Source organism: Elioraea sp. Yellowstone (assembly GCF_006704265.1).
In the GTDB taxonomy this organism is placed as follows: domain Bacteria; phylum Pseudomonadota; class Alphaproteobacteria; order Acetobacterales; family Acetobacteraceae; genus Elioraea.
Genome location: NZ_VIKA01000041.1, coordinates 1 through 25,731 on the forward strand (window position 1 = coordinate 1; position 25,731 = coordinate 25,731).

25 protein-coding genes are annotated in these 25,731 nt (G+C 71.7%); 8 read left to right on the plus strand and 17 right to left on the minus strand.

What is annotated here, in order from left to right; translation table 11 throughout:
* A partial coding sequence (locus FK498_RS08125; protein ID WP_141853405.1) for a proton-conducting transporter membrane subunit occupies nt 1–1,146 on the minus strand: 1,146 nt, incomplete at its 3' end.
* Nucleotides 1,147–1,341: 195 nt separating this feature from the next.
* Here FK498_RS08125 and FK498_RS08130 point away from each other — a divergent pair.
* Nucleotides 1,342–2,235, plus strand: a complete 894-nt coding sequence (locus FK498_RS08130; RefSeq protein WP_141853406.1) for a LysR family transcriptional regulator — start codon at nt 1,342–1,344, stop codon at nt 2,233–2,235.
* Here the strand turns inward: FK498_RS08130 and FK498_RS08135 are convergent.
* The 4 genes from FK498_RS08135 to FK498_RS08150 form a co-directional block, all read right to left on the minus strand.
* Nucleotides 2,216–2,905: a cold shock domain-containing protein gene (locus tag FK498_RS08135; protein ID WP_141853408.1), complete on the minus strand. Its 690-nt coding sequence runs from the start codon at nt 2,903–2,905 to the stop codon at nt 2,216–2,218. The two genes, FK498_RS08130 and FK498_RS08135, sit on opposite strands and share 20 nt — an antisense overlap.
* A 130-nt stretch (nt 2,906–3,035) precedes the next feature.
* Complete coding sequence (locus FK498_RS08140) at nt 3,036–3,824, minus strand: gamma-glutamyl-gamma-aminobutyrate hydrolase family protein (protein WP_141853410.1); 789 nt, start codon at nt 3,822–3,824, stop codon at nt 3,036–3,038.
* Between the two features lie 107 nt (nt 3,825–3,931).
* A complete protein-coding gene (locus tag FK498_RS08145; protein WP_141853412.1) occupies nt 3,932–4,552 on the minus strand; it encodes a nucleoside triphosphate pyrophosphatase in 621 nt (206 codons plus the stop codon).
* The gene (locus tag FK498_RS08150; RefSeq protein WP_141853414.1) at nt 4,549–5,412 is read right to left on the minus strand and encodes a pyruvate, water dikinase regulatory protein; all 864 of its coding nucleotides are present in this window, start codon (nt 5,410–5,412) and stop codon (nt 4,549–4,551) included. Before FK498_RS08150 ends, FK498_RS08145 begins: the two co-directional genes overlap by 4 nt.
* Nucleotides 5,413–5,741: 329 nt before the next feature.
* Between FK498_RS08150 and hemE the strand changes: the two genes are divergently transcribed.
* The 4 genes from hemE to rho all read left to right on the plus strand — a co-directional run bounded on the left by hemE (nt 5,742) and on the right by rho (nt 10,210).
* Complete coding sequence (hemE, locus tag FK498_RS08155; RefSeq protein WP_141853450.1) at nt 5,742–6,779, plus strand: uroporphyrinogen decarboxylase; 1,038 nt, start codon at nt 5,742–5,744, stop codon at nt 6,777–6,779.
* Nucleotides 6,780–6,838: 59 nt separating this feature from the next.
* Nucleotides 6,839–7,966: a ferrochelatase gene (gene hemH, locus FK498_RS08160; RefSeq protein ID WP_141853416.1), complete on the plus strand. Its 1,128-nt coding sequence runs from the start codon at nt 6,839–6,841 to the stop codon at nt 7,964–7,966.
* Nucleotides 7,967–8,146: 180 nt separating this feature from the next.
* Entirely contained in the window at nt 8,147–8,593 is a 447-nt protein-coding gene (hemJ, locus tag FK498_RS08165; RefSeq protein WP_141853418.1) for a protoporphyrinogen oxidase HemJ, read from the plus strand.
* 330 nt (nt 8,594–8,923) lie between these two features.
* On the plus strand, nt 8,924–10,210 hold the full coding sequence (gene rho / locus FK498_RS08170) for a transcription termination factor Rho (protein WP_141853420.1): 1,287 nt from the start codon (nt 8,924–8,926) through the stop codon (nt 10,208–10,210).
* A gap of 85 nt (nt 10,211–10,295) precedes the next feature.
* Here rho and FK498_RS08175 read toward each other — a convergent pair whose 3' ends face one another.
* From FK498_RS08175 to FK498_RS08195, 5 genes are all read right to left on the minus strand, one after another.
* Nucleotides 10,296–11,564, minus strand: coding sequence for a tetratricopeptide repeat protein (locus FK498_RS08175; RefSeq protein ID WP_141853422.1), 1,269 nt, complete (start codon nt 11,562–11,564; stop codon nt 10,296–10,298).
* Nucleotides 11,565–11,714: 150 nt separating this feature from the next.
* Nucleotides 11,715–12,725, minus strand: coding sequence for a hypothetical protein (locus FK498_RS08180; protein WP_141853424.1), 1,011 nt, complete (start codon nt 12,723–12,725; stop codon nt 11,715–11,717).
* A gap of 354 nt (nt 12,726–13,079) precedes the next feature.
* The gene (locus FK498_RS08185) at nt 13,080–14,573 is read right to left on the minus strand and encodes a tripartite tricarboxylate transporter permease (RefSeq protein WP_141853426.1); all 1,494 of its coding nucleotides are present in this window, start codon (nt 14,571–14,573) and stop codon (nt 13,080–13,082) included.
* Nucleotides 14,570–15,109: a tripartite tricarboxylate transporter TctB family protein gene (locus FK498_RS08190; protein WP_161988351.1), complete on the minus strand. Its 540-nt coding sequence runs from the start codon at nt 15,107–15,109 to the stop codon at nt 14,570–14,572. Before FK498_RS08190 ends, FK498_RS08185 begins: the two co-directional genes overlap by 4 nt.
* 99 nt (nt 15,110–15,208) lie before the next feature.
* Complete coding sequence (locus FK498_RS08195; RefSeq protein WP_141853431.1) at nt 15,209–16,222, minus strand: tripartite tricarboxylate transporter substrate binding protein; 1,014 nt, start codon at nt 16,220–16,222, stop codon at nt 15,209–15,211.
* 94 nt (nt 16,223–16,316) lie between these two features.
* On the opposite strand from FK498_RS08195, the gene FK498_RS08200 reads away from it, so the two are divergent.
* The 3 genes from FK498_RS08200 to FK498_RS08210 are packed head-to-tail and all read left to right on the plus strand — an operon-like array spanning nt 16,317 to nt 19,593.
* Nucleotides 16,317–17,327, plus strand: a complete 1,011-nt coding sequence (locus tag FK498_RS08200) for a Gfo/Idh/MocA family protein (RefSeq protein ID WP_161988352.1) — start codon at nt 16,317–16,319, stop codon at nt 17,325–17,327.
* Nucleotides 17,327–18,157, plus strand: coding sequence for a sugar phosphate isomerase/epimerase (locus FK498_RS08205; protein WP_141853434.1), 831 nt, complete (start codon nt 17,327–17,329; stop codon nt 18,155–18,157). The genes FK498_RS08200 and FK498_RS08205 overlap by 1 nt, the downstream gene beginning before the upstream one ends.
* Nucleotides 18,154–19,593 (plus strand): mandelate racemase, encoded by a 1,440-nt coding sequence (locus tag FK498_RS08210; RefSeq protein ID WP_141853436.1) that lies wholly within the window; start codon nt 18,154–18,156, stop codon nt 19,591–19,593. Before FK498_RS08205 ends, FK498_RS08210 begins: the two co-directional genes overlap by 4 nt.
* Here FK498_RS08210 and FK498_RS08215 read toward each other — a convergent pair.
* The 7 genes from FK498_RS08215 to FK498_RS19255 all read right to left on the minus strand — a co-directional run.
* Nucleotides 19,586–20,551, minus strand: coding sequence for a tripartite tricarboxylate transporter substrate binding protein (locus FK498_RS08215; protein WP_141853438.1), 966 nt, complete (start codon nt 20,549–20,551; stop codon nt 19,586–19,588). The two genes, FK498_RS08210 and FK498_RS08215, sit on opposite strands and share 8 nt — an antisense overlap.
* 11 nt (nt 20,552–20,562) lie before the next feature.
* Nucleotides 20,563–21,375, minus strand: a complete 813-nt coding sequence (locus FK498_RS08220; protein WP_141853440.1) for a sugar phosphate isomerase/epimerase — start codon at nt 21,373–21,375, stop codon at nt 20,563–20,565.
* Nucleotides 21,375–22,535 (minus strand): dihydrodipicolinate synthase family protein, encoded by a 1,161-nt coding sequence (locus FK498_RS08225; protein WP_141853442.1) that lies wholly within the window; start codon nt 22,533–22,535, stop codon nt 21,375–21,377. Before FK498_RS08225 ends, FK498_RS08220 begins: the two co-directional genes overlap by 1 nt.
* A gap of 2 nt (nt 22,536–22,537) precedes the next feature.
* A complete protein-coding gene (locus tag FK498_RS08230) occupies nt 22,538–23,692 on the minus strand; it encodes a Gfo/Idh/MocA family protein (RefSeq protein ID WP_141853444.1) in 1,155 nt (384 codons plus the stop codon).
* 10 nt (nt 23,693–23,702) lie between these two features.
* Nucleotides 23,703–24,752 (minus strand): dihydrodipicolinate synthase family protein, encoded by a 1,050-nt coding sequence (locus FK498_RS08235; protein ID WP_141853446.1) that lies wholly within the window; start codon nt 24,750–24,752, stop codon nt 23,703–23,705.
* A gap of 49 nt (nt 24,753–24,801) precedes the next feature.
* Nucleotides 24,802–25,443: a TetR family transcriptional regulator gene (locus FK498_RS08240; protein WP_141853448.1), complete on the minus strand. Its 642-nt coding sequence runs from the start codon at nt 25,441–25,443 to the stop codon at nt 24,802–24,804.
* A partial coding sequence (locus FK498_RS19255) for a hypothetical protein (RefSeq protein ID WP_370510886.1) occupies nt 25,440–25,731 on the minus strand: 292 nt, incomplete at its 5' end. The genes FK498_RS19255 and FK498_RS08240, both read right to left, overlap by 4 nt.

Consider the following 25,731-nt stretch of genomic DNA (forward strand, 5'->3'; position numbering starts at 1 on the left):
GCCCAAGGCCCGCGCGTCGCTGCCGCCCGCGGAGGCGTGCCAGAGCAGGTGGACCAGGCCGAAGCCCAGCACCAGGGCGAACAGCACCGGCCCCGGCGCGGCGAGGGGATCGACGCCGAGCGCGACCGCACCGCCGCCCACCGCCAGTGCGGCGACCGCCAGCCAGGCCGCGAGCCGCCACGGCCGGTCGAGCGCCGGCGTGGCCACGGGGTCGGCGAGGACCGATCCGGCGGAGAGGAAGGCATGGGCCTTGTAGAGCCCGTGCGCGACGATGTGCAGGAAGGCCGCCTGGAACGCGCCGAGCCCGCACTGAAGGGTCATGAACCCCATCTGCGCGACCGTGGACCAGGCGAGCGCGCCCTTCACGCTGGTCTGGGCCTGCATCACCGCCGCCCCGGCGAGCGCCGTCACGGCGCCGAACAGGGCGAGCAGGGCGAGCGCGGCATCCGAGACCAGCACGAGATCGGCCAGCCGGATCACGAGGTAGCCGCCGGCGTTGACGATGCCGGCATGCAGCAGCGCCGAGACCGGGGTCGGCGTCTCCATCACCTCGGGCAGCCAGACATGGAAGGGCATCTGCGCCGATTTCAGCACCGCCGCGATTGCGACCAGCACCGCGGCGGCGCCGAGCCCCCCGGCCACGTGGTCCCCGCCCGCGCGCGCCGCGCCGAGCACCGCGTCGAGCGAGGTCGTGCCGACCGTGATGGCGAGGATCGCGGTGGCGGCGAGCACGCAGAGATCGCCTGCGCGGCTGAAGACGAACTTCTTGCGCGCGGCGAGCTGCGCCATGCGCCGTTCCGGGAAGAAGACGAGCAGACGGTGCAGGGCGAGGCTGGTGCCGATCCAGGCCGCGGCGAGGAGGACGAGATCGCCCGCGACCACGAGGAGCTGCACCGCGCCGATCGTCAGCGCGAGATCGCCGAGAAAGGCGCCGCGGCGCGGATGGCCGGCGAGATAGGTGCGGCTGTAGCGCAGCACGACGAGGCCGAGCCCGGCGACTAGCAGCAGCATGGCGGCGGAGAGGGCATCGAGGCGCGCGATCCGGGCCAGCCCGCCTGCCGTGCCGTCGGCGCCGGCCGCAAGCGCGACGGCGGCCAGCACGGCAGCGGCGAAGGCGGCCTGGCCCGCTGCCGGGATCAGCCGCACGGCCGGCCGTCGCCGCGCGCGACGGCACCGGCGGCGAGACAGGCGAGGCAGCCGAGGAGGGCAGCGAGGCTTGGCAGCGCATCCAGCATGGGCGGTTCGGTCCGGACAGGAAAGGATGCGGCTGCATTAGCGCAGCGGTTTCATTCTTGAAAATTCAAAGTATATAGTCTTTCGTTCTATGGGAACGAACGGTCAGTGATCGCCCTCAACTACCATCACCTGCGGCAGTTCCGCGCCATCGCGCGCGCGGGCAGCCTCACCGGCGCGGCGCGGCGGCTGAACGTCGCCCCCTCGGCGCTCTCCATCCAGCTCCGCGCCCTCGAGGAGGCGCTCGGCCACGCCCTGTTCGACCGCATCGGCCGCCGGCTGATCCTCACCGAGGCGGGACGGATCGCGCTGGACCACGCCGAGACCATCTTCCGCACCGGAGACGAGCTGGTCGCCCGGCTGAAGGGCCAGGCCGCGGCCCAGCAGGTGCTGCGCGTCGGCGCGGTGGCCACGCTCTCGCGCAACTTCCAGCTCGCCCTGCTCCGGCCGCTGCTCGGCCGGGCGGATGTCGAGCTCGTGGTGCGCTCGGGCAGTCTCGCCGAGCTGCTCGCGCAGCTCGCCGCGCACACGCTCGACCTCGTGCTGTCGAACGCGGCCGTGCCGCGCGACGCGGAGACGCCGTGGCAGAGCCTGCTGCTCGACCAGCAGCCGGCGAGCCTGGTCGGTCGCGCGCGCGACCGGCGGCGCCGGCTGCGCTTTCCGGCCGACCTGGACGGGCTGCCGATGCTCCTGCCCTCGCATGCCTCGAGTCTGCGCGCCGCCTTCGATCTCGTGACCGAACAGGCAGGCGTACGGCCGCGCATCCTGGCCGAGGTGGACGACATGGCGATGCTGCGGCTGCTCGCGCGCGAAGGCCCGGGCGTCGCGCTGGTGCCGCCGGTGGTGGTGCGCGATGAACTCGCGAACGGCACGCTGCGCGAGCTCTGCGCAGTGCCGGGCCTGACCGAGAGCTTCTACGCCGTCACGCTGGGCAGGCGCTTTCCCAACCCGCTGCTGCGCGACCTGCTCGCCGCCGCGCCGGCTACAGCACCTCGACGCTGAGCGCCTGGCGGCCCTTCGGCCCCGTGACGACGGTCGCCTTCACGCGCCGTCCGGGGGTGAGGCTTTCCGGCGTGATCGCGCCGAGCGCGCGCAGGGGGACGAACACGTCGGTGCCGTTCTCGGGCACGATGAAGCCGAAGCCCTTGCGCACGTCGAAGAACTTCACCGTGCCGGCGACGATCTCGGACGGACCGTCAGGCGCGAAGGAACGCGCGCCGAACTCGCGCCGCGGCGGGCGGTCGCCCATGCCACCGAAGCCGGCACCGAACTCGCGCCGTGGCGGACGGTCACCGAAATCCCGGCGCGGCGGACGATCGCCGAAGCCGCCACCACTGCCGAACTCGCGCCGCGGCGGGCGGTCGCCGAACTCGCGCCGCGGCGGACGATCGCCGAATTCGCGCCGGGGTGGCCGCGTCCCCTCGGGCACAGGCGCGGCACCGTGTTTGACCTCGACGATCCGCGTCACCTGCCGGCCGCGCGGCACTTGGCCGACCTCGCACACCAGCACATCGCCCTGGTCCACTGCGGTCAGTCCGAGCGGCGTCAGCGAACTGACATGGAAGAAGACGTCCTGCCCGTCCGGCAGGGTCACGAAGCCAAAGCCCTTCGCGCGATTGAAGAACTTGACTGGCGCCTCGAGCGAGGCGCCTGCGGGGGTTTCGTCGTCCAAGGGAATGAGCCTGCCTGGGGTCTGTCCGGTCCGTCGCCAGTGTGCACCATAACCGACAAGAGGGCGCCGCTACAGCCCCCCTTGGTGCGCTGCATCGCCGCTCCCGTAGAGGCGACAACCTGGGGTGGCTCTATTCCGCCGCGAGCACCACCGGCCGGTGGGCAGCCCGTCGGGCCGCCCGGTCGCGCGCCGCCTTGCCGAAGGCCTCGAAGATCGCGCGGCTCGCGGCATCGGTCTGGAAATCGTACTCCGGATGCCACTGCACGCCGAGCGCGAAGCCGGGTGCCGCCGGCACCGAGACCGCCTCGATCGTGCCGTCCGGCGCCGTCGCCTCGACGCGCAGCCCCGGTGCCAGGCACGCGATCCCCTGATTGTGAAGACTGTTCACCGCCAGCTGCTGCGCCCCAACGATCGCCGCAAGCGGCGAGCCAGGCCGGATCGTTACCCGGTGTGCCTTGCCGATCCGTACCGCCGAGAGCGCCTGTTCGGACGGCGTCGAGTGGTCCATCCGACTAGGCAGATCCTGGATGCGCTGGTCGAGCGTGCCGCCGAGGGCGACGTTCAGCTCCTGCATGCCGCGGCAGATCGCGAGCAGGGGCACGCCTTCGGCCAGTGCGGCGCGGATCAGCGGCAGGGTGACGGCGTCGCGCGCCGGGTCCTCGGGCGTGCCCTCGGGGTGCGGCGGGCCGCCGTAGCGCGCCGGCTCGACATTGCTGCGGCTGCCGGTCAGCACCAGCCCGTCGACCAGGCCGAGCCAGGCACGCACGTCCGCCCGCTCGCCCATCGCCGGAATCAGGCAGGGCAGGCCACCGACCACGAGATCGACGGCCCGCACATAGGTGTCGGAGGCGGCATGGTTCGGCGTGTTGTAGGTGCCGAACGGCTTCATGCAGCAGGAGATCCCGATCACGGGCTTCATGGGCGGCGGATCACGGCGGTCGCGGTCACGGTGCGACAGTATCCGCGACCGATTGCGGCGCGGTAAAGACCGGATCGTGCCCGCATCGTATCGCCGGCGCGCATGGGTCAGTCGAGCAGCACCCCGTGCTGACGCAGGAAGCCGAGGAGCGGCAGGACGGGCAGGCCGAGGATCGCCCCGTGCTCGCCCTCGATCGCCGCGAACAGCCGGATGCCCAGACCCTCGACCTGATAGCCGCCCACGCTGCGGGTCACCGCCGCGCCGGCGCCATCGAGATACGCCTCGATCGCCGCGTCGCTGAGCGCGCGCATCGTCAGGCGCGGGGTCGCGAGATGCTGCCAGACGCGCACGCCGCCGCGCACCGCCACCGCCGCCGTGACCAGCACGTGGCGCGCACCGGCGAGCGCACGCAATTGCTCGCCCGCGGCCGCACGACCGTCCGGCTTGTCGAACCATCGCTCGCCACAGACCAGGATCTGGTCGGCGCCGATCACCAGCGCGCCCGGCTGCCGTTCGCTGATCCGCCGTGCCTTCAGCTCCGCCAGCAGCAACGCGCACTCGCCGGGCTCGAGACCGTCGGCGCGCGCGCCCTCCTTCACCGCCGCCTCGTCCACCCCGGGAACCGCGGTCTCGAAGACCAGCCCTGCGGCGCGCAGCAGCCCGGCGCGCGTGGCCGAGCCGGAGGCGAGCACCAGCGGGGGCGTCTCGGCCTGGAGGAACCGGGTCACGGCGAGGGCCCGGTCGGGCGCGCCGCCTCGGCCCGGCGCTGCTGCCAAGTCTCCATGAGCTGGAGCACCGTGGTCGCGGTCTCCTCGATCGAGCGGCGCGTGACGTCGATCATCGGCCAGCCGCGCGCGGCGCAGAGCCGCTTGGCGGCGACCAGCTCGGCCCGCACCGCCTCGGGATCGACATAGGCGCTCTCCTCCACCTGCATGGCCTGGGCGCCGATCATCTTCAGCCGGTGGCGACGGATCTCGATCAGCGCATCGACCGCGATGGTCAGCCCGATGATCGGCCGGTCGGCACGGTCCAGCACCGCGGGCGGCGGCACGCCGGGCACCAGCGGGACGTTCGCCGCCTTGATGCCGCGATTGGCAAGATAGAAACTGGTCGGCGTCTTCGAGGAACGCGACACGCCAACCAGGATCACGTCGGCCTCGAGGATGCCCTCTTCGCCCTGGCCGTCATCATGCGCAAGCACGTAGTGCATGGCGTCGATGCGGCGGAAGTAGTCGGCGTCCAGCACGTATTGCCGCCCCGGCTTGCCCGCGATGCCCGCACCGACATAGGCGGCGAGCATGTCGAGCGTGGGATCGAGCACCGACACCGCCGGCAGGCCGAGGCGCTGGCAGAAGCTCTCGAGCTCGGTGCGGAGCGAGCGGTCGGTGAGGGTGTAGAGAACGGGGCCCGGCTCGTGCTCGATCCCGGCCAGCACGCGGTCGAGCTGGAAGCGGCTGCGGATCAGCGGCCAGCGGTGCTGCACCGCGGCGATGCCCTCGAACTGAGAGAGGCACGCACGCGCCAGGCTGTTCAGCGTCTCGCCGGTCGCGTCCGAGATCAGGTGCAGGTCGATCCGGCTGCGGGCCATGGGAACCGATGCGGACACGCTGTGGACGGATGCGGAAAACGGGGACAAGCCCCGTCCTGGCCGCGACGGCCGACGCGGCAGGGCCGACAGCGTGCCCCATGCCGCCCCGGGTCGGCACCCGGGACGATGGCGACAGGGCCTTCGGGGATCAAGGGCATGGAACGCCGCGAGCCGGTCCGCCATGCGGTGTTGCACCAGGCCATGCCTGTGGACAGGACTGTGGACCGACCGCCGGCATCCATGGTTCCCCATCTTCCACAGCCACTATCACTGCCACCACACTCCTCTTTTCGAGATTCTGAAGTCGGGGTGAGCGGACCATGGAGGCCATGATGACCACCGGGAAGCCACTGCTCGTCGCGCTCGCGGGCGAGGTCGTCCGGCCGGCACCGGTCTGGCTGATGCGCCAAGCCGGTCGCTACCTGCCCGAGTACCGGGCACTGCGCGCGCGCGAGCCGGATTTCCTGCGCTTCTGCCTCACGCCGAAGCTCGCCACCGAGGTGACGCTGCAACCGATCCGCCGCTTCGGCCTGGACGGCGCCATCCTCTTCAGCGACATCCTGGTGCCCCCCTTCGCGCTCGGCCACGGCGTCCGCTTCGTCGAAGGCGAGGGGCCGGTGCTCGAGCGCGTGACCAGCCGGGCGCAGGTGGAGGCGCTGGATCTGTCCCGTGCGCGCGGCGTCTGGGCACCGGTGATGGAGACGGTGCGGCGGCTCCGGGGCGCCCTGCCGCCCGGCGTCACCCTGATCGGCTTCGCCGGCGCGCCGTTCACGGTCGCGGCCTATATGGTCGAGGGCGGCGGCTCGCGCGACTTCGCCGAGGCGCGACGCATGGCCTTCGCCGAGCCCGGCCTGTTCGGCGCGCTGGTGGCACGGCTCGAGGAGGCGACGATCGACTATCTCTCCGCGCAGGTGGAGGCCGGTGCCGAGGCGCTGATGCTCTTCGACTCCTGGGCCGGTGTGCTCTCGCCCGCGCAGTTCCGCCGCTGGGTGATCGAGCCGACGGCGCGCATCGCCGCGGCCCTGCGCGCCCGTTTCCCGGCTGTGCCGCTGATCGGCTTCCCGCGCGGGGCAGGGCCGATGCTGGGGGACTACGCCGAGGGGACGGGCGCGCAGGCGGTGGGCCTGGATACGGCGCTGCCAGCGGCCTGGGCGGCCCGGATCCTGCCGGCGGGCGTGACCGGCCAGGGCAATCTCGACCCGATGGCGCTGGTGGCCGGCGGTGCTGCCCTGGCCGAGGAGGTCGCGACCCTGATGCGGGCGGTGGCGGGTCGGCCCTGGGTGGTCAATCTCGGCCACGGCATCGTGCCGCAGACCCCGCCCGAGCATGTCGCCGAGCTTGTCGCGCTGGTCAGGGCCGCGTCGTGACCGCCTGGACGGAAGCGGCCGCGACCCCACCTGGAAGCCTGGACCAGGAGGCGGCGGGCATGGATGCGGCGACGGTGCTCGAGAGGACGGATCGCGTGCGGACGGCGCGTGCCAAGCCGCGCGTGGCGATTGTGCTGTTCAATCTCGGCGGTCCGGACCGGATCGAGTCGGTCCGCCCCTTCCTCTACAACCTTTTCTCCGATCCCGCGATCATCCGGGCGCCGGCGCCGATCCGTCAGGCACTCGCCTGGCTGATCACGCGCCGCCGGCTCGGGCCGGCGAGCGAGAACTACGCGATCCTTGGCGGCCGGTCGCCGCTCCTGGAACTGACCGAGGCGCAGGGCCGTGCGCTCGAGGCGACGCTCGCGCCCGAGATGACGGCGCGCTGCTTCGTCGCGATGCGCTATTGGCATCCGATGAGCGACGAGACCGCGCGGGCCGTGAGGGCCTGGGGTCCGGACGAGGTGATCCTGCTCCCGCTCTATCCGCAGTTCTCGACCACCACCACGGGTTCATCGCTCGATGCCTGGCGCGAGGCGGCGGCGAAGGCCGGGCTGGTCGCGCCGACCAGGGTGGTGTGCTGCTACCACTCCGATCCGGCTTTCGTCGGCGCGACGGCCGCGATCGTGCGGCGGGCCTATGACGAGGCGCGGAGCTCGCTCGATCCGTCGGTGCCGCTGCGCGTGCTGTTCAGCGCCCACGGCCTACCGGAGAGCATCGTCACGGCGGGCGATCCCTACCAGTGGCAGGTGGAGCAGACGGTCGCGGCGGTGGCGGCGGCGATGGACGTGCCGGAACTCGACCACGTCGTCTGTTACCAGTCGCGGGTGACGCCGCAGAAATGGATCGGCCCCTCGACCGAGGAGGAGCTGAAGCGTGCCGGGGCCGACAGGGTGGCGGTGCTGGTGGTGCCGATCGCCTTCGTCTCGGAGCACAGCGAGACGCTGGTGGAGCTGGACGTCGAGTATCGCGAGGAGGCGGCGGCGCTGGGGGTGCCGGGGTATTTCCGCGCCCCGGCGCAGAACAGCGATGCCGGGTTCGTCGCCGCGCTGGCGGCGCTGGTGCGGCGCGCGCGCGAGGGCGAGCGGACGCTGTGCAGCTTCCGCGGCGCGCGCACCTGTCCGAAGCGGCACGGGGATTGCCCGCATGCGCGGCGGGGGTTTGTGACGGCGAAGGCATCGGTGTAGAGCCGGAGGGCGATTGGCGGGTTCCCATCGCGGCGCGCCGCGATGGGGCCCGTGCCCCCCGGCCCCCCCGTTGGAGCGCGCCTGACGCTGGTCGGTGCGCGCGTCGCGACCAGCGGGAGCGACGCCCTCCAGAGGGGGGTCTGGGGGGACCACCGTGGTCCGCCCAGGGTTTGTTCTCCCATGACCGTGCTGACCGAGCTCTATCTCTGGATCAAGGCCTTGCACGTGATCGCGGTGATCGCGTGGATGGCCGCGCTGCTCTACCTGCCCCGGCTGTTCGTCTATCACTGCGAGGTGCCGCCCGGGTCGGCCGAGAGCGAGCGCTTCAAGGTGATGGAACGGCGGCTGCTCAAGTACATCGCGAACCCGGCCAGCATCGCGGTCTGGACCTTCGGCATCCTGCTCGTGCTCACCCCCGGCGCGGTCGACTGGTCCTCGGGCTGGTGGCACCTGAAGATGCTCGGCATCCTGGTGGTCACCGGGGTGCACCATGTGCTGATGGCGCGGCGCAAGGACTTCCTGCACGACCGCAACCGCCGGCCGCAGAAGTACTACCGCGTGCTGAACGAGGTGCCGACGGTGGCGATGATCGTCATTGTCGTGATGGTGATCGTGAAGCCGTTCTGACCTCCGCTTGACTTGCCCCTCCGTGCCCACCACCTGCCGATTGACGGGAGGGCGGCACGCCACTAGGGTGCCGGAGCTCTCGGGCGCAGCCATGCGCCGTTCGCCTCTGACAACAGAACCGGACCGGTGGCGATGCGTCCGCATCGGCGGTCCTGGCAGGATGGGCATCCGGCCCGTCCCGGGTGAAGCGGCCGCACCGGACGCCGACGGCACCTCCCCCTACGGCACCGCGCCGGGTTCCATTCGCCCGCCGCGCCGTCCCCTCCCCGATCGACCGGGTCCGCCCGTTCCGGCCCGGCCTGCCCGACAGAACCGAAGGCCCTGCCTGCCATGCACCTCGCGGAACTGAAAGCCAAGAGCCCCTCGGACCTCCTGGCGTTCGCGGAAAGCCTCAACATCGAGAACGCCTCCGCCCTGCGCAAGCAGGACATGATGTTCGCCATCCTCAAGACGCTCGCCGACAACGACCAGGCGATCTACGGCGACGGCGTGCTCGAGATCCTGCCCGACGGCTTCGGTTTCCTGCGCAGCCCGCAGGCGAACTACCTGCCGGGGCCGGACGACATCTACGTCTCGCCCAGCCAGGTGCGGCGGTTCGGGCTGCGGACCGGGGACACGGTGGAGGGCCAGATCCGCGCGCCGAAGGACGGCGAGCGCTACTTCGCGCTGGTGAAGGTCAACCAGATCAACTTCGAGCCGCCCGAGGCGGTGCGGCATCGCATCAATTTCGACAACCTGACGCCGCTCTATCCCGAGAAGCGGCTGAAGATGGAGATCGAGGACAAGTCCGGCTCCAAGGAGGGCGTGCAGAAGGGGGTGCAGAAGGACTACACGCCGCGCGTGCTCGACCTGATCTGCCCGATCGGCAAGGGCCAGCGTGGCCTGATCGTCTCGCCGCCGCGCACCGGCAAGACGGTGATGCTGCAGAACATCGCCAACTCGATCGCGCACAACCATCCCGAGGTCTACCTGATCGTGCTGCTGATCGACGAGCGGCCCGAGGAGGTGACCGACATGGCGCGCACCGTGCGCGGCGAGGTGGTGAGTTCCACCTTCGACGAGCCGGCGACGCGCCACGTGCAGGTCGCCGAGATGGTGATCGAGAAGGCCAAGCGCCTGGTCGAGCACAAGAAGGACGTGGTGATCCTGCTCGACTCGATCACGCGTCTGGCGCGCGCCTACAACACGGTGGTGCCCTCGTCGGGCAAGGTGCTGACCGGCGGCGTGGACGCGAACGCCCTGCAGCGGCCGAAGCGGTTCTTCGGCGCGGCGCGCAACATCGAGGAGGGCGGGTCGCTCACGATCATCGCGACCGCCCTGATCGACACCGGCAGCCGCATGGACGAGGTGATCTTCGAGGAGTTCAAGGGCACCGGCAACTCGGAGATCATCCTGGACCGCAAGCTGTCCGACAAGCGCACCTTCCCGGCGATCGACATCACGAAGTCCGGCACGCGCAAGGAGGAGCTTCTGGTCGATCGCGGCACCCTGGCGAAGATGTGGGTACTGCGGCGGATCCTGATGCCGATGGGTCCGCAGGATGCGATGGACTTCCTGCTCGACAAGCTGAAGTACTCGAAGACCAACCAGGATTTCTTCGACGCGATGAACACCTGAGCCGGGGGCCGCAGGCCCCTCGCCCCGGGAGCGGCCCTCTCCGGATAGGGGCGTGGGGCGACCACCTTGGTCCCCCGCTGGTTGTTCAGTTCCGCTGGATCCGCTCCAGTTCCTGCCGCGCCGGTGCGTAGCCTGGCTGCAACTCGAGCGCCCGCCGAAGATCGGCCAGTGCCTCGTCGCGTCGCCCCATTGCCGCGCGCACCATCGCCAGCCGCGTCAGGCGGTCGGCATTCGGCTGCAGCGTCACTGCCTGCGCCAGCGCCGCCTCGGCCTGTGGCAGTTCGCCGCGCGCGCGCCGCACCCAGCCGAGCGTGGTGATCACTGACGGATCGTTCGGCAAGGCCGTCACCGCGGCCTCGGCCCAGCGCACCGCCTCGTCCAGATCGCCGCCGCGCTCCACCGTCAGCCAGGCCAGGTTGTTGAGCGCGATCGGGTGCTGCGGCGTCCGGGCGAGCACGGCACGGAACGCGGCCTCGGCGCCGACGGCATCGCCTTCCGCTTGGCGTGCCATGCCGAGGCCCAGCAGCGCGTTCACCTCGTTCGGTACGCGGGCGAGCGCGTGCTCGAACTCCGGGATTGCGTCGCGTGGACGACCCTGGCCGAGCAGGACCCCGCCCTTGCCGAGCCGCGCCGGGACGAGCTCGGGGTCGCGCGCAAGCGCAGCGTCGAAGGCCGCGAGCGCCTCCTGCGGGCGGTTCTGGCGCATCAGGATCTGGGCGCGCGCGTAGTCGGGAAGGGGCGAGTGCGGACCGAGCCGGGCCGCCTCCGCGAGCACGCTCAAGGCCTCCGCCGGCCGGCCGGCGCGCGCGAGCGCCAGACCGCGACCGTAGGCGGCCTTCCAGTGGCGCGGATCGCGCTCGAGCGCCGCCGCATAGAAGGGGAGCGCCCGTTCAGCCTGGCCGAAGCGCTCGTGCAGGATCTCGGCAAGCTCGAAATAGCTCAGCGCCTCGTCCGGCTGCGCCTGCTGGGCCGCGACGAAGGCAGCAACCGTTCCTTCCGGGTCGCCGCGCTGCGCCATCAGCCGTCCGAGCGCCCGATGCAGATGCGACGAATGCGGTGCCTGGGCGATGCCGGCGCGCAGGAGCCGCTCGGTCTCCGCGACGTTGCCGCGGCGGGCCGCCACCTCGGCCAGGCCCAGCCACGCTGCGGGCGCGGCGGGATCGGCCTGCCGCAGGGCGGTGAAGTGCCGCTCGGCCGCGTCGAGATCGCCGCGCGCGATCGCCGCGAAGCCCTGCGCCGCCGGGCCTGGCCCGGCGGGCGCCGTCTCCCTGGCCTCTGGCAGGATGGAGGCCGCTGGCGCCGGTGCTGCGACGGCGAGCGCCAGAAGGGTGGCCAGGATCGGGAGCATTGTCATGAGACGAACCGTCCCTCGGCCGCGCCGGCCGGGCGGAGAGTGTCCTGCATCGCATCATCGTGCCCGCGCCGGGCCGCAAAGGAAAGCGGCAGGCACGCGAGAGGGGCGGCGCCGGCCTGCACCGCCCCCCTCAGACCCGCAGCGTCCGGATCAGGCGCGGCGATGTTTCGCCCAGGCGAGGCCGAGCAGCGCCAGCCCGAACAGGCCGAGGCCGGCCGGGGCGGGCACGCCGATCGGCGGCAGGCCGACGCCGGAGAAGGCGAAGACATACACGGGCAGCTCGTCCTGGCGCGTGCCGCCGACCGAGCTGTAGCCGAGGCTGTAGAGCTCGGCGCTCACTGCGGTGACGAGAGCGAGCGCGTCGGCCCGGTTGGCGCCGGCGCCGTAGAAGATGTCGAAGGTGACCGACTCGCCGTCATCGAGATCGCCGAAGCCGAACACGAACAGGCTGCCATGGTCGGCGATGCCGCCCTGGTCGCCGTTCGTGTTCGGCACCACCGCGATGCCACTGTTGAGGATGGCGGTCAGCGGGTTGGCGGAGGCGAAGCCGTCGTCCGTCGCGTGCAGCAGATTGCCCGGGCCGATCACCACGCCGGCATGCTCGACGAACTCGTTGAACTCGGTCGGCGGCACGTCCCAGTCCATCGCACGCGCATACTGCACGCCCGTGACCGTCGCGCCAGTGGAGTTGGTGATCGTGACCTTGGCATTGAACAGCGCGCCGGTCGTCGTCTCGGCGCTCTTGGTGAGCACCTGCGTCACCGTCAGCCCGGCCGCGGCGGTGATGGTGGAGGTGTGGGAGGTGCCCGGCACGAAGACGTCGGCGCCCACGGTCACCCCGATATTGCCGGAGTTGCCGCCGATCGCGCTGCCGAGACCGTTGCCGGCCACGCCCAGGTCCTCGCAGAGGCAACCCGGCGAGAGCGCATCCTGCCAGCCCGTACGGCCGCCCTGGCCGGAAAAGTTGTAGGCGATGCCGAGGGATCCGGCGTTGTCGGTGGACGGACCGCCGAGCGGGGTCGCGTCGATATTCAGGAAGCCGCCAGCGTCCACGCCGATGGCGACCAAGCCGTTGTTGCTGACCAGGAACCCCTGCGCCAGCGCGGTCGAGCTCATCAGCCCCCCGATCACCGTCGCCGCTGCCAGACTGCGTACCAGCATTGTCATTCTCCCCGAGAAACCCGTTGCCAACCGGCAAGCTTTACAGAGCAAACCGCATGCCACAAAAAAATTTGCTTTATATTCAGTAAGTTGAGTGCGAGGCGCTGCCGCGTTGACACGGAGTGTAAAAGAATCCGACGTCAACACGGTCGAATCGCAGCGGATTCATGAATGGGGTGTAAAAGACTCCGACAACGCGCTCATGGCGGTGCCGCGGCGCGCATCCGCCCATCCTTCCGGCGCCAGGGGCCACGCGGCGCTGGCGCGCGGACCAGCGAAGCAACCGGAAACCTCTCCCCATTGTCCCCGCACCCGCCATTCCGCTGACGACGGCGCGCCTCGCCGGGCGCCCCGCTACCGTGCCAGGAGCCGCGCCGCCCGCGCCCGCAAGCCCGGCACCGACAGCAGCACCGACCCGAAGGTGATCGCGCACAGCACCGCGCTCACCGGCCGCGTGAAGAACGGCGTCACGTCGCCCGCCGTCAGCGTCAGGCCGCGCAGCAGGTTCTTGTCCAGAAGATCCCCCAGCACCAGGCCCAGGATCAAGGGCGCGACCGGGAACTTCAGGTCGCGCAGCACGAAGCCGATCAGCCCGAACACCAGCATCACGCCCATGTCGAACTGGCGCGACGCGATCGCATAGGCGCCGACGCAGCACAGCACGAACACGACAGGCATCAGCCGCTCGCGCGGCACCAGCAGGATCCACAGCAGCGGCCGCACCAGGAACAGCCCGAACAGCAGCTTCGCCATGTCGGCGAGCACCAGCATCGCCACCACGCGGTAGATGAAGTGCGGCGCGGTGACGATCAGCATCGGCCCCGGGTTCAACCCGTGGATCATCATCGCCGCGAGCAGCACCGCCGCCGGCGCCGAGCCCGGCACCGCCAGCGTCAGCACCGGAATGATCGCGCCCGGCACGCAGGCGCTCTCGCCCGTCTCGGCGCTCATCAGCCCCTCGACGCTGCCCCGGCCGTAGAGCTCCTTCTCCTTCGAGGCGCGCCGCGCCGCCGCATAGGAGGTCCACGCCGCGATGTCCTCGCCCAGCCCAGGCAGGGCGCCGACGAAGGTGCCGATCAGCCCGGAGCGGAGGATCGTGCGCCAGTGCCGCGTGACGTCCTCGAGGCGCGGGATCACGCTGTCCAGCGTGCTCGTCACCGGCTCCATGCGCGGCCCGCGCATCACCTGCAGCACCTCGGCCACGCCGAAGGCGCCGACCAGGGCCGGCAGCAGGCTGATCCCGCCGGCGAGATTCGGATCCCCGAAGGCGTAGCGCGCATAGGCGTGGTTGGTCTCCTGGCCGATCGTCGAAACGAACAGGCCGAGGAAGCCGGCGATGTAGCCCTTCAGCGGATCGCCGCCCGAGAGCGTCCCCGCGATCACGATGCCGAACACGGCGATCCAGAAGAACTCGTAGGAGCCGAAGCTCAGCGCCATCTCGCCGAGCGTGGGCGTGAGCAGCGCCACCATGCTCGTTCCCACCAGCGTGCCGAGCCAGGAGCCAGAGGTGGAGATCCCCATCGCGCGGCCCGCCTCGCCGCGGCGCGCGAGCGGATATCCGTCGAGCGTCGAACAGGCCGAGGCCGGGGTGCCCGGGATGTTCAGCAGGATCGCCGACCGGCTGCCGCCGTAGATCGCGCCGACATAGATGCAGATCAGGATCTGGATCGCCGCATCCGGCTCCATCCGGTAGGTCAGCGTCGTCATCAGCGCGACCCCCATGGTCGCGGTCAGCCCCGGCAGCGCGCCGATCACGATGCCGAGCAGCGTCGCCCAGGCGACGTTGAACAACGTCGCGACCGTCATCAGCGACGCGAAGGCGTCGCCCAGCATGGCGAGCTGCGTCACGGCAGCCGCACCAGGAAGAGGCGCTCGAACACCAGAGTCACGACGACGCCGGTGACGAGCCCGAGCGCGATGCCCTCGGCGATGCGCCGGAGCCGCTGCTCCCTCGGCGTGATCGGCCACTCGAACAGGATGGTGAAGCTCGCGACGAACACCGCCGCCGCGATCCAGAACGGCACGCGGCCGATCAGCCCGAACACCAGACCGACCCCGAGCGCAGCCGCGAGCGCGAGGCGCAGGTTCGACGCCCCCTCCACCCGGCGCCATTCCGGCGGCGGCCCGCCATCGGCGCGGAGCGCGCCGCGCAGCACCGCGCGCACGCCGAGCACCAGGGACAGCACGCCGATGATCACCGCATGGAAGCCCGGCACGATGCCGGGCGCGGTGAACGGATCGCCGCCGCGGTCGGTGAAGGTCGGCATCGCCCACGCGCCCGCGAACGCCGCGGCCGCGAAGGCGAGCAGCACCGCGGCCGTGATCAGGTCGGTGCGCGCCTTGGGCGGCGGGGTGACGTGGCTTGCTGCGCTCTCGTCCGCCACCGCGCGCCTAGAGCCGATCGCACATGGCCGGACCGGGCGGTGTGCGTGGCAGTCCCCGCAAGGACCGCTCCGAGCGGTCTCCGTTCATGCGGAAACCGCTCAGGGCCGTGCGATGCCGACCGAGTCGGGCGAGAGCTTCGTCTTGCCCGCGTCGTGGTAGAGCCAGGCGGTGCGCGTCACCATCTGCATCGCACCCTTGTACGCCTCCTCGCCGTGCAGCGGCGTGAACACCGCGCTGCGGTTCGCGGCGTACGCCTTCAGCGCCTCGCTGTTGGCGATCCTGCGGTCCCACACCATCGACATGGTGCGCACAACCGGCTCCGGCGCGCCCTTCGGGATCCAGATGCCGAAGTAGTTCACCGGCGCGACCATGCCGGGCACCCACCTGGTGATCGGCGGGATCTCGCCGAAGCCCGCGAGCGTCACCGGCTTGTCCGATAGCGCCACCAGCGGGCGCAGCCGGTTGCCGCGGATCATCTCGGTCATCTCGACCAGGAGCTGCGCCACCGCCTGGGTCTCGCCGGCGACCGTCGCGACGACGGCGGGGTTGCCGCCCTCGTAGGTGACGTGGCGGTACTTCAGCTCCGGCACCGCGGCGCGGATCATCTCCATCATGTTGTGGCCGGCCGAGGAGAGCCCCGCGGTCGCGACCGGGATGCTGTCGCCGCGCGTCTTCAGCGCGTCCAGGAGCTGGCCGAAGTCGCGGAACGGCGTGGTCGGGTTGACGCTGATCACCGAGACGTTCGCGACGGCGAAGAACAGGTGCCAGTCCGACAGCATGGTGTCCAGCAGGCCGAGCACCTTGTAGGTGCCGACATCCACCGCCGCGCCTGCCGCCCAGGTGTAGCCGTCGCGCGGCGCCTCGAGCGCGTTCCTGGTGCCGATCGAGCCCGAGGCGCCCGGCTGGTTCACCACGACGAAGCGCTGGCCGAGCTCGCTCTCGAGCTCGGCGGCCAGCACGCGTGCCATCTGGTCGGTCGAGCCGCCGGCCGCCCAGGGCACGATGATCGTGACCGGCCGCTCCGGCTTCCACGGATAGGCCTGCGCGACCGCCGGCAGCGCGGGCATGACGGCCGCGGATGCGGCGAGACCGACGAAGGTGCGGCGCTTCATGGACCTCTCTCCCTCTTGCGGGTAACTTGTTGGTTACCTGATGGTTCACCGGATCGAACCGGCGCGTCAAGCAAAGGGGGGAAGCGGGTTGCGCGTGCTGCAGATCGGCTGCGGGAATTTCGGGCCGGCGCATCTCGCCGGCTGGGCGCGGCTCGGGCTTGCGGACTCGCTGACGGTTGCCGATCCGCGCCCGGATCTCGCGGAGATCCTCGCGCGTCATGCTCCAGGTGCGCGCGCGGTGGCCGACTGGCGCGCGGCACTGGCCGAGGCCGAGCTCGTGGACGTGCTGACGCCGACCGACACGCACCATGCCATCGCCGCGGCCGTGATCGCGGCCGGCAAGCCGCTCTTCCTGGAGAAGCCCGCCGCACCGACGGCGGACGAGGCGCGCGACCTGCTCCGCCGCGCCGAGGCCGCGGCCGTGCCCGTGCAGGTCGGCATGTATCTCCGCTGCCATCCCAAGGGCGCGGCGCTGAAGGCGCTGGTGGAGGAGGGCGCGGTCGGACGGCTGCTGCACCTCTCCGCCCGCTTCCTCGGCATCAAGCGCATGCGCGCCGACAGCGGTCCGCTCGCCAACGACGCCGTGCACTTCATCGACCTGATCCTGTGGCTCGTCGGCGACGTCCCGTCGCGCGTGTTCGCGATCCTGCGCGACGACGAGGGCCGCGGCCACGACGATCTCGCGGCGGTGCAGATGCGTTTCCCGTCGGGCGCGACCGCGATCGTCGAGGCCGGCTACCGCCTGCCCGGGGCGACCCCGGATCCGTTCGTCCCAGGAACACTCTCGACCAAGGAGCTCGTGGTGACCGGCACCGAGGGCGTCGTGCGCTTCAGCCTGAGCGAGGAGCGGCTGACGCTCTGGCGCGGCCGGCACCGCCGCGCGGGCGCGATCCTCGTGCCCGACTATGCGGAGCCCGCGGACATTGCCGCTCCGGCGGCCGATCCGCCCGAGGTGATGGCGCGCCAGTTCGACCACTTCCTGCGCGTGCTGCGCGGCGAGGCCGCACCGGTCGCCACGCTGCGTGACGCCGGGGTCGCGGTCGCCCGCGTGCTGGATGCCGCGCGCGAGGCGAGCCGGACCGGCGCCGTCGTGGCGCTCGCGTGATGCGGTTCAGCCTCTGCAACGAGGTGGTGCGCGAGCTCTCCTTTCCCGCACAGTGCGCGCTCGCCGCCGCCCTCGGCTACCAGGGCATCGAGCTCGCGCCGTTCACGCTGGGGGACGAGCCGCACCGCCTGCCGGCGGCCGAGATCGCCGCGCTGCGCCGCGCCGCCGCCGAGGCCGGCATCGCCATCACCTCGCTGCACTGGCTGCTGGTCACGCCCGCCGGGCTCTCGATCACCAGCGGCGATCCGGCCGTGCGCCGGCGCACGCTCGACGTGATCGCCGGGCTGGTGGACCTCGCCGCCGCGCTCGGGGCGACGCATCTGGTGCACGGCTCGCCGGCCCAGCGCGCACTGCCCGAGGGCGTGGCGCAGGACGGCGCCCGCGCCCGCGGCATCGAGGCCTTCGCCTTCGCCGGCGAGCGCGCCCGCGCAGCCGGGGTGACCTACTGCATCGAGCCGCTCGACCGTGGCCAGACCGCCTTCGTCAATACGATCGAAGAGGCGGCCGGGATCGTGCGTGCGATCGGCAATCCGGCGCTCCGCACCATGCTCGACACCTGCGCGGCGGCCAACACCGAGACCGAGCCGGTCGCGGCGCTGATCGAACGCTGGCTGCCAACGGGGCTGATCGCGCATGTGCACCTGAACGATCCGAACCGGCACGCGCCCGGCCAGGGGGCGTTGCGGTTCGGCCCGATCCTCGCCGCCCTGCGCGCGCATGGCTACGGCGGAACCGCGGCGATCGAGCCGTTCGCCTACATCCCAGACGGCCCCGGTTGTGCGGCGCGCGCGATCGGCTACCTGCAGGGCCTCCTGGAGACGCTGCCATGACCGCCCCCCGCATCACGCTCGAGGAGGTGCAGGCCTTCGAGTGGCCGTTCCGCCTGCGCCTGCCCTTCCGCTTCGGCGTGATCACGGTCACGCATGGCCGCCAGGCGGTGCTGCGTGCGCGCATCCGCCTGGAGAGCGGCCGTACCGCCGAGGGGATGGCCGCCGAGACCCTGGCGGCGAAGTGGTTCGACAAGGACCCGGCGCTGACCGACGAGCAGAACGAGCACCAGCTTCGCCGCGCGATCGAGATCGCCTGCGACGCCTATCGCACCGCCGGATCCCAGACGCCCTTCGGGCTGTTCGCGAACAGCTACGCCGAGGTCATGGCGCGCGCCGCGACGGAGCGTCTGCCGCCCCTGGTGGCGGGCTTCGGCCCTGCCCTGCTCGATCGCGCGATCCTCGATGCCGTGCTGCGTGCGCAGGGCGTCTCCTTCGCCACCGGAATGCGCGCCAATATCGCGGGCATGACGCCCCACCCGGTGATCACCGATCTCGACGGCTTCGACTGGGACCGCTTCCTCGCCGGCCTCGCGCCGCGTCGGCGCATCGCTGCACGCCACACCGTCGGCCTGGTCGACCCGATCACGGCTGCGGACCAGCCGCCCGGGTCGCGCGTGGAGGACGGGCTGCCCGAGACGCTGGAAGAGGTGTGCACGACCTATCGCCACACCTTCTTCAAGCTGAAGGTCGGCGGCGACGTTGCCGCCGATGTCGACCGCCTCTGCCGCATCGCCGCGGTGCTGGACCGTCTCGCTCCCGGCTGTCGCGCCACGCTCGACGGCAACGAGCAGTACGCGGATGCCGAGGGTGCGCTCGCGCTGTGGCGCGCGATCGAGGCGGAACCGCGGCTCGCCACGCTGCGCGACTCGGTGCTGTTCATCGAGCAGCCGGTGAGACGCGCCACGGCGCTCGCCGCCGACATGGCGCCGCTCGCCGCGCACCGCGCGGTGATCGTGGACGAGAGCGATGGCACGCTGGACGCCTTCCTCGCCGCGCGGCAACGAGGTTACAGCGGTGTCTCCTCGAAGGCCTGCAAGGGCTTCTACAAGAGCCTGGTCAACCTCGCGCGCTGCCGGTCGTGGAACGAGGCCGAGGGCGGCCTGCGCTACTTCATGAGCGGCGAGGACCTGACCACGCTCGCGGGGCTGTGCGTGCAGCAGGATCTCGCGCTTGTAGCACTGCTCGGCCTCGAACACGTCGAGCGCAACGGCCACCACTTCGTCGACGGGTTCTCGGGCCGCCCGCGCGCCGAGGCCGACCGTTTCCTCGCCGCGCATCCCGGGCTGTACCGCGCGACGGAGCGTGGCCCGCGCCTTGCGATCGCCGACGGCATGCTGGATCTCGCAAGCCTCGACTGCGCGGGCTTCGGCTCGGCGGTGCTGCCCGACACCGCCGCGATGGAGCCGATGCCGAAGGCGGCCTGGCCGATCAGTTGACGGTGATGTTCGCCTCGCGCACCACCCGGCCCCACACCGCCGTCTCGGCGCGCATGCGCTCCATCACCGCCTCGGGCGAGGAGGAGATCGGATCGGCACCGGCCTGAACGAGCCGTGCACGGACCGATCCGTCCGCCAGCGCCGCGTTCAGCGCCGCGTTCAGCCGCGCGATCGCCGGCGCCGGCGTGCCGGCGGGCGCCATCACCGCGCCCCAGGAGGTCGCGGCGGCGCCGGGGAGCCCGACCTCCGCCATGGTCGGCACTTCGGGCAGCAGCGGATGCCGCGCAGTCCCCGTCACGGCGAGCGCGCGCAGCCGCCTTGCCTGCACCTGGCCGATGCAGGAGGGCAACTGGTCAAGCATGAGCTGAACGGTCCCGGCGACCGTGTCGTTCAGCGCGGGTGCGGAGCCGCGATACGGAACATGCGTCAGCTCGATCCCGGCGGTGAGGCGGAACAGTTCGGCGACCATGTGCGTCGAGCTGCCCGATCCCGCTGAGCCGTAGGCCAGACGGGCCGGCTCGGCCTTGGCAAGCGCGATGAGCTCGGCCACCGTCGCCGCCGGCACGGAGGGATGCACGACCAGAACGTGCACGGTCTCGAACGCCATGCCGATGCCGACGAGGTCGCGCGCGGGATCGAAGGCGAGACCGCGATAGAGGTGCGGGTTGATCGTCAGCGTGCCCATCGTGCCCATCAGCAGGGTGTGGCCGTCGGCGGGGCTGCGCACGACGTTCTCCACGCCGACATTGCCGCCCGCGCCGGTGCGGTTCTCCACCACCACGGGCTGGCCGAGCGTGCCCGACATGTGCTCGCCGAGCACGCGCGCCACCACGTCGGTCGCCCCGCCGGCGGGAAACGGCACGACCAGGCGCACCGGGCGCGAGGGCGCCCAGGGCTGGGCCACCGCCGCGGCGGGCAGAAGCGCCGTCGCGACCATGATCAGGCGTCGGGTCAGCATCGGTCCCTCCCTCACACGCAGCGTTCGAAACGCCGCTTCATCACGTCCAGCACCTCGTCCGGATCGCGCGTCCACCAGTCGCGCGACGAGAAGATCTCGACCTCGATCGGGCCGTCGTAGCCGGCGGCATCCACCGCCGCGCGCAGCCCCGCGATGTCGGCGACCCCGTCGCCCATCATGCCGCGATCGGTGACGAGATCGCGCGTCTCCCTCAGCCAGTCGCAGACATGGAAGCCGAGGATGCGGCCGCGCGCGCGGCTGATCTGCGCCAGCACCTCGGGGTCCCACCAGATGTGGTAGACGTCGAGCGCGATACCGACGCCCTTGCCCAGCGCGTCGCACCAGTCGAGCGCCTGGGCGGTGGTGGAGAGCACCGAGCGGTCGGCGCAGGTCATCGGGTGCAGCGGCTCGAGCGCGAGCGGCACGCCGGCCGCGCGCGCGTGCGGCAGCACGGCGGCGAGGCCCTCGAGACAGCGTGCGCGCGCGGCCGCGAGGTCGCGCGAGCCTTCCGGCAGTCCGCCGTTGACGATGACGAGGCAGGCGGCGCCGATCGCCGCCGCCTCATCGATCGCGCGGCGGTTGTCCTCGATCGCCTGCGCGAGCGTGCCTGCGGTCCACCAGCCGCCGCGGCAGAGGCCGGACACTTTCAGCCCGGCGTCGCGGATGTGCCGCGCGGCGCGTGCGACGCCGTAGGTCGCGAGCCCGTCGCGCCATGGCCCGATCCAGCGGATGCCGTGGCGCGCGCAGCCCTCGATGCAGGCGGGGAGGTCCCAATGCTCGCGCACGGTCGCGGTGTTCAGAGAGAGGCGCGCGAGGTCCGCCATCAATGCACGCCGTGCGTGGCGAGCAGGCTCCGCATCCGCGCACAGGCCATCTCCGGATCGCGCAGCAGGCCTGCGGCATCGGCAAGGCGGAACAGCTCGGCGAGATGCGGCAGCGAGCGCGCCGAGTGCTGGCCGCCGACCATGACGAAATGGTCCTGATGCCCGTTCAGCCAGGCGAGGAACACCACGCCGGTCTTGTAGAACCGCGTCGGCGCCTTGAAGACGTGGCGCGAGAGCGGCACGGTCGGGCCGAGGATGGCGTGGAAGGTCGCAAGGTCGTTGCGGTGCAGGCTGCCGAGCGCTGCGGCCGCCGCCGGCGCGATCGGATCGAAGATGCCGAGCAGCGCGTCCGAGTGGCCCTGTTCGTCGCCGGCGATCAGCTCGGCGTAGTTGAAGTCGTCGCCCGTGTACATGCGGATGCCCTTCGGCAGGCGCCGGCGCATCGCGATCTCCTTCTCCTTGTCGAGCAGCGAGACCTTGATGCCGTCGATCGCCGAAGCATTCGCGTGCAGCATGGCCAGGCAGGTCTCCATCGCCTGCCAGTGGTCCGCCGAGCCCCAGTAGCCGGCGAGTGCCGGGTCGAACATCTCGCCCAGCCAATGGATGATCGCGGGCTGGCGCACCTGCGACAGAACGCGGTGATAGACATGGAGGTAGTCGTCGGGGCCGCGCGCGGCGCGGGCGAGCGCGCGGCTCGCCATCAGGATCACCCGGCCGCCGAGCGCTTCGACCGCGCCCACCTGGTGCTCGTAGGCGGCGATCACGTCGTCGAGCGTCACGTCGGGGCTGGGTGCCAGATGGTCCGTGCCGGCGCCGCAGGCGATCATCGCGCCGGGGATGTCCCGCGCCGCCTCCAGGCTGCGGCGGATCAGCTCGAGCGAGGCCGTCCAGTCGAGCCCCATGCCGCGCTGTGCCGTGTCCATCGCCTCGGCGACTCCGAGGCCGAGCGACCAGAGATGGCGGCGGTAGGCGATGGTGCGGTCCCAGTCGATCGCGACGTCGAGCCAGGGATCGCAGTCGGCGAGCGGATCGGCGACCACGTGCGCGGCGGCGAAGGCGACGCGGTTGAAGGGCGGCGCCGCCTTCGGGAAGTCGCGCGGCGGGCTTGTGGTGAAGGGCGCGAGCCGGCGGTCGCCGGTCGGCAGGGTGATCGTCGGCATGTTCACGGGTCCAATGCGGGGATGTCGATCCAGCGCCGTTCGGCCCAGGAGCGGAGCCCGGCCTCGGCGAGCTGCACGCCCTTCGCTCCCTCGCGCAGCGTGTGCGGGAAGGGCGCGCCCTCCATCACGTGGCGGATGAACATCTCCCACTGCGCGCGGAAGGCGTTCGGATACGGCGTGCTGTCCGGCACCTCGTCCCAGGTGCGGAAGAAGTCGATCGTCTGCGGCTGGTCCGGGTTCCACACGGGCTTCGGCGTGTTGACGCGCGCCTGCGTCCAGCAGCGGTGCAGCCCGGCGACCGCGCTGCCATGCGTGCCGTCCACGTGGAAGGTGACGAGGTCGTCGCGGCGCACGCGCGTGCACCAGGAGGAGTTGATCTGCACCACCGCGCCGGAGTCGAGGGTGAAGGTCGCGTAGGCGGCATCGTCGGCATCGGCGACATAGGGCTCGCCCGCCTCGTCCCAGCGGCGCGGGATGTGCGTCGCGCCGAGGCAGCTCACCGCCGTGACGGGACCGAACAGGTTGTCGATCACGTAGCGCCAGTGGCAGAGCATGTCGAGGATGATCCCGCCGCCCTCGGCCTTGCGGTAGTTCCAGGACGGGCGCTGCGCCGGCTGCCAGTCGCCCTCGAAGACCCAGTAGCCGAACTCGCCGCGCACGGAGAGCAGCCGGCCGAGGAAGCCGCTGTCGATCACCATCTTCAGCTTGCGCAGCCCGGGCAGGAACAGCTTGTCCTGCACCACGCCGTTCTTCAGCCCCGCGGCCTCGGCGCGGCGCGCGAGGTCGAGCGCGTCGGCGAGCGTCGCGGCGGTCGGCTTCTCGCAGTAGACGTGCTTGCCGGCCGCGATCGCGCGGCGCAGGAGCTCCGCGCGCATCTGCGTCGTGCCGGCATCGAAGAACACGGTGTCGTCCGGATTGGCCAGCGCCACGGCGAGGTCGGTGCCCCAGCGCTCGACCCCATGCGCGGCGGCGAGAGCCCGGACCTTCTCGGCATTCCGGCCGATCAGGATCGGATCGGGCATCACGCGCGACCCGTCCTTCAACGCGACACCGCCCTCGGCGCGGATCGCGGCGATCGAGCGGATCAGGTGCTGGTTCATGCCCATCCGCCCGGTGATGCCATGCATGATCAGGCCGAGACGTCGGGTCTCTGGCATCGGTCCTCCGTCAGCTCAGGAACGCGTGCAGATGCGCACGCACGAAGTCGTCGTCGGCGAGGTCCGCGTGGTCGCGGTACACGCGATCGATCTCGGCGCCCTGGCCAGGCGAAAGATCCTCGGCCGGATCGAGGCACCAGATGCCGCGCAGCAACCCCTGGCGGCGCAGCACCTCGTGGATGCCGGCGATGCAGCCGCGGAAGCCGTTGGCGGCGTCGAAGAACGCAGCGTTGCAGTCGGTCACGCGCGCGTCGAGCGAGAGAAGTGCGGGATCGCCCGGCTGGGCGGCATGCACGCGGGCGAGCAGATCGACCGCGGTCTTGGTCCACACCGCCCAGTGGCCGAGCAAGCCCCCCCTGAAGCGCAGCGTCACCTCGCGGCCTTCCGCGCGCACGACGAAGGGCGTGAGGAGGTCGGCCAGGATGTGGTCGTCGTTGCCGGTGTAGAGCGTGATGCGCGCCTCCGCGCCCGCCAGCACCACGCCGCGCAGCACGTCGAGCGTGGCGTAGCGGTCGAAGGGCGCGATCTTGATCGCGACGACGTTCTCGATCGCGGCGAAACGCTGCCAGAACCGCGCGGAGAGCGGCACGCCGCCGACCGCGGGCTGGAGGTAGAAGCCGAACAGCGGCATCTCGGCCGCAACCGCCCTGCAGTGCGCGACGAGCTCGTCCTCGGAGGCGCCCTTCATCGCCGCGAGGCTCAGGAGCACGGCTTGGTAGCCGCAGCCCCGCGCGATCCGCGCTTCCGCCACGGCCTGCGCCGTCCGCCCGATCGCGCCGGCGACCAGCAGGATGGGACGGGCGGCCTCTGCTGCCGTCTCCGCGGCGATCCGCAGCACGGGCTCGTAGAGCCCGGCCTCGCGGATCGCGAACTGGGTGGTATGGACGCCGACCGCGAGCCCGCCCGCGCCGGCAGCGAGGTAGTAGCGGCTGAGCGCGCGCTGACGGCGCGGATCGAGCCGCCGCCGCTCGTCCAGCGCGAGCGGATGCGCCGGGATGACGCAGCCCGCCCGCAGCGTCGCAAGCACCGGTTCCGGCCAGTCCTGCCAGCGCAGGCCCATCGTTCCTCCCGATCGAGTAACCGGATGGTTACCTCGTGGCGCCACGCTGTCAACGCGGCCGGCGCAGGAACCCCAGGATCACCTCCACCGCGTGCGCCTCGCGCGCCGCGATCGCCTGTTCGCTCAGGAGGTCGCGGCCGAAGATCACCGACAGGGTGTGGCCGTTCGCCAGATAGAAGTGCGACAGCGCCGTGAGCGAGATGTAGAGCTGCACGGGATCAACGCCGTCGCGGAACCGCCCCTCTGCCGCGCCGCGCGCAAGCAGCGTCTCGAGCATCGCCACCACCGGCGAGTAGAGCGCCGGCACCCGGCTGGACCGGCGGAGATAGCGCGCGCGATGCAGGTTCTCGCTGGTCAGCAGCGCGACCACCTCCGGATGCGCGGCCGTGTAGCGCAGCTTGAAGCGCACGAGCTCGGCGATGCCCTCCTCGGGCGAGAGATGCTCGATGTCGATCCGGCTCTCCTCGGCGCGCATCGCGCCGTACACGGCTTCCAGGGCGGCGAGCCAGAGGTCCTCCTTGGAGCCGAAATAGGCATAGAGCATGCGCTTGTTGGCGCCCGCCCGCGCGGCGATCTCGTCCACCCGCGCGCCGTCCAGCCCCTTGGCGGTGAACTCGGCGATCGCCGCATCGAGGATGCGCCTGCGCGTCGCCTGGGCGCGCGGCGAGCCGCCGGCGGGTGCGTCGTTCATCCGAACTCCGGCCCGATCGGCGCGACGATCAGCGCCGGGTCGCCGGGCAGCGGAGCCGTGCCGAGCGCCATGCGCGTGAACGGCCGTTGCGGTGTCGCACCCCGGCCGGCAAGCCAGGCGGCGAGTTCGGTCTGTGCGTCGGCGAGATCGATCACCACGCTCGCGCCCGTCGGCAGTGCCGCGAGCGCCGCCGCGATCAGCCGCTGCGCCGCGCGGCCGTCGCGCGCCACCACCGGCCCGATCTGCGGCGCGAGGCGGCCGTTCCGCGCCAGCGCGAAGCCCTCGATG

Excerpts from the sequence above, each read along its gene's own strand:
- FK498_RS08140 (WP_141853410.1), bottom strand. The coding sequence starts at position 3,824 with ATGAAGCCCGTGATCGGGATCTCCTGCTGCATGAAGCCGTTCGGCACC.
- FK498_RS08150 (WP_141853414.1), bottom strand. The coding sequence starts at position 5,412 with ATGGCCCGCAGCCGGATCGACCTGCACCTGATCTCGGACGCGACCGGC.
- hemE (WP_141853450.1), top strand. The coding sequence starts at position 5,742 with ATGATGACCACCGGGAAGCCACTGCTCGTCGCGCTCGCGGGCGAGGTC.
- hemH (WP_141853416.1), top strand. The coding sequence starts at position 6,839 with ATGGATGCGGCGACGGTGCTCGAGAGGACGGATCGCGTGCGGACGGCG.
- hemJ (WP_141853418.1), top strand. The coding sequence starts at position 8,147 with ATGACCGTGCTGACCGAGCTCTATCTCTGGATCAAGGCCTTGCACGTG.
- rho (WP_141853420.1), top strand. The coding sequence starts at position 8,924 with ATGCACCTCGCGGAACTGAAAGCCAAGAGCCCCTCGGACCTCCTGGCG.
- FK498_RS08175 (WP_141853422.1), bottom strand. The coding sequence starts at position 11,564 with ATGACAATGCTCCCGATCCTGGCCACCCTTCTGGCGCTCGCCGTCGCA.
- FK498_RS08180 (WP_141853424.1), bottom strand. The coding sequence starts at position 12,725 with ATGCTGGTACGCAGTCTGGCAGCGGCGACGGTGATCGGGGGGCTGATG.
- FK498_RS08195 (WP_141853431.1), bottom strand. The coding sequence starts at position 16,222 with ATGAAGCGCCGCACCTTCGTCGGTCTCGCCGCATCCGCGGCCGTCATG.
- FK498_RS08205 (WP_141853434.1), top strand. The coding sequence starts at position 17,327 with ATGCGGTTCAGCCTCTGCAACGAGGTGGTGCGCGAGCTCTCCTTTCCC.
- FK498_RS08210 (WP_141853436.1), top strand. The coding sequence starts at position 18,154 with ATGACCGCCCCCCGCATCACGCTCGAGGAGGTGCAGGCCTTCGAGTGG.
- FK498_RS08215 (WP_141853438.1), bottom strand. The coding sequence starts at position 20,551 with ATGCTGACCCGACGCCTGATCATGGTCGCGACGGCGCTTCTGCCCGCC.
- FK498_RS08220 (WP_141853440.1), bottom strand. The coding sequence starts at position 21,375 with ATGGCGGACCTCGCGCGCCTCTCTCTGAACACCGCGACCGTGCGCGAG.
- FK498_RS08225 (WP_141853442.1), bottom strand. The coding sequence starts at position 22,535 with ATGCCGACGATCACCCTGCCGACCGGCGACCGCCGGCTCGCGCCCTTC.
- FK498_RS08230 (WP_141853444.1), bottom strand. The coding sequence starts at position 23,692 with ATGCCAGAGACCCGACGTCTCGGCCTGATCATGCATGGCATCACCGGG.
- FK498_RS08235 (WP_141853446.1), bottom strand. The coding sequence starts at position 24,752 with ATGGGCCTGCGCTGGCAGGACTGGCCGGAACCGGTGCTTGCGACGCTG.
- FK498_RS08240 (WP_141853448.1), bottom strand. The coding sequence starts at position 25,443 with ATGAACGACGCACCCGCCGGCGGCTCGCCGCGCGCCCAGGCGACGCGC.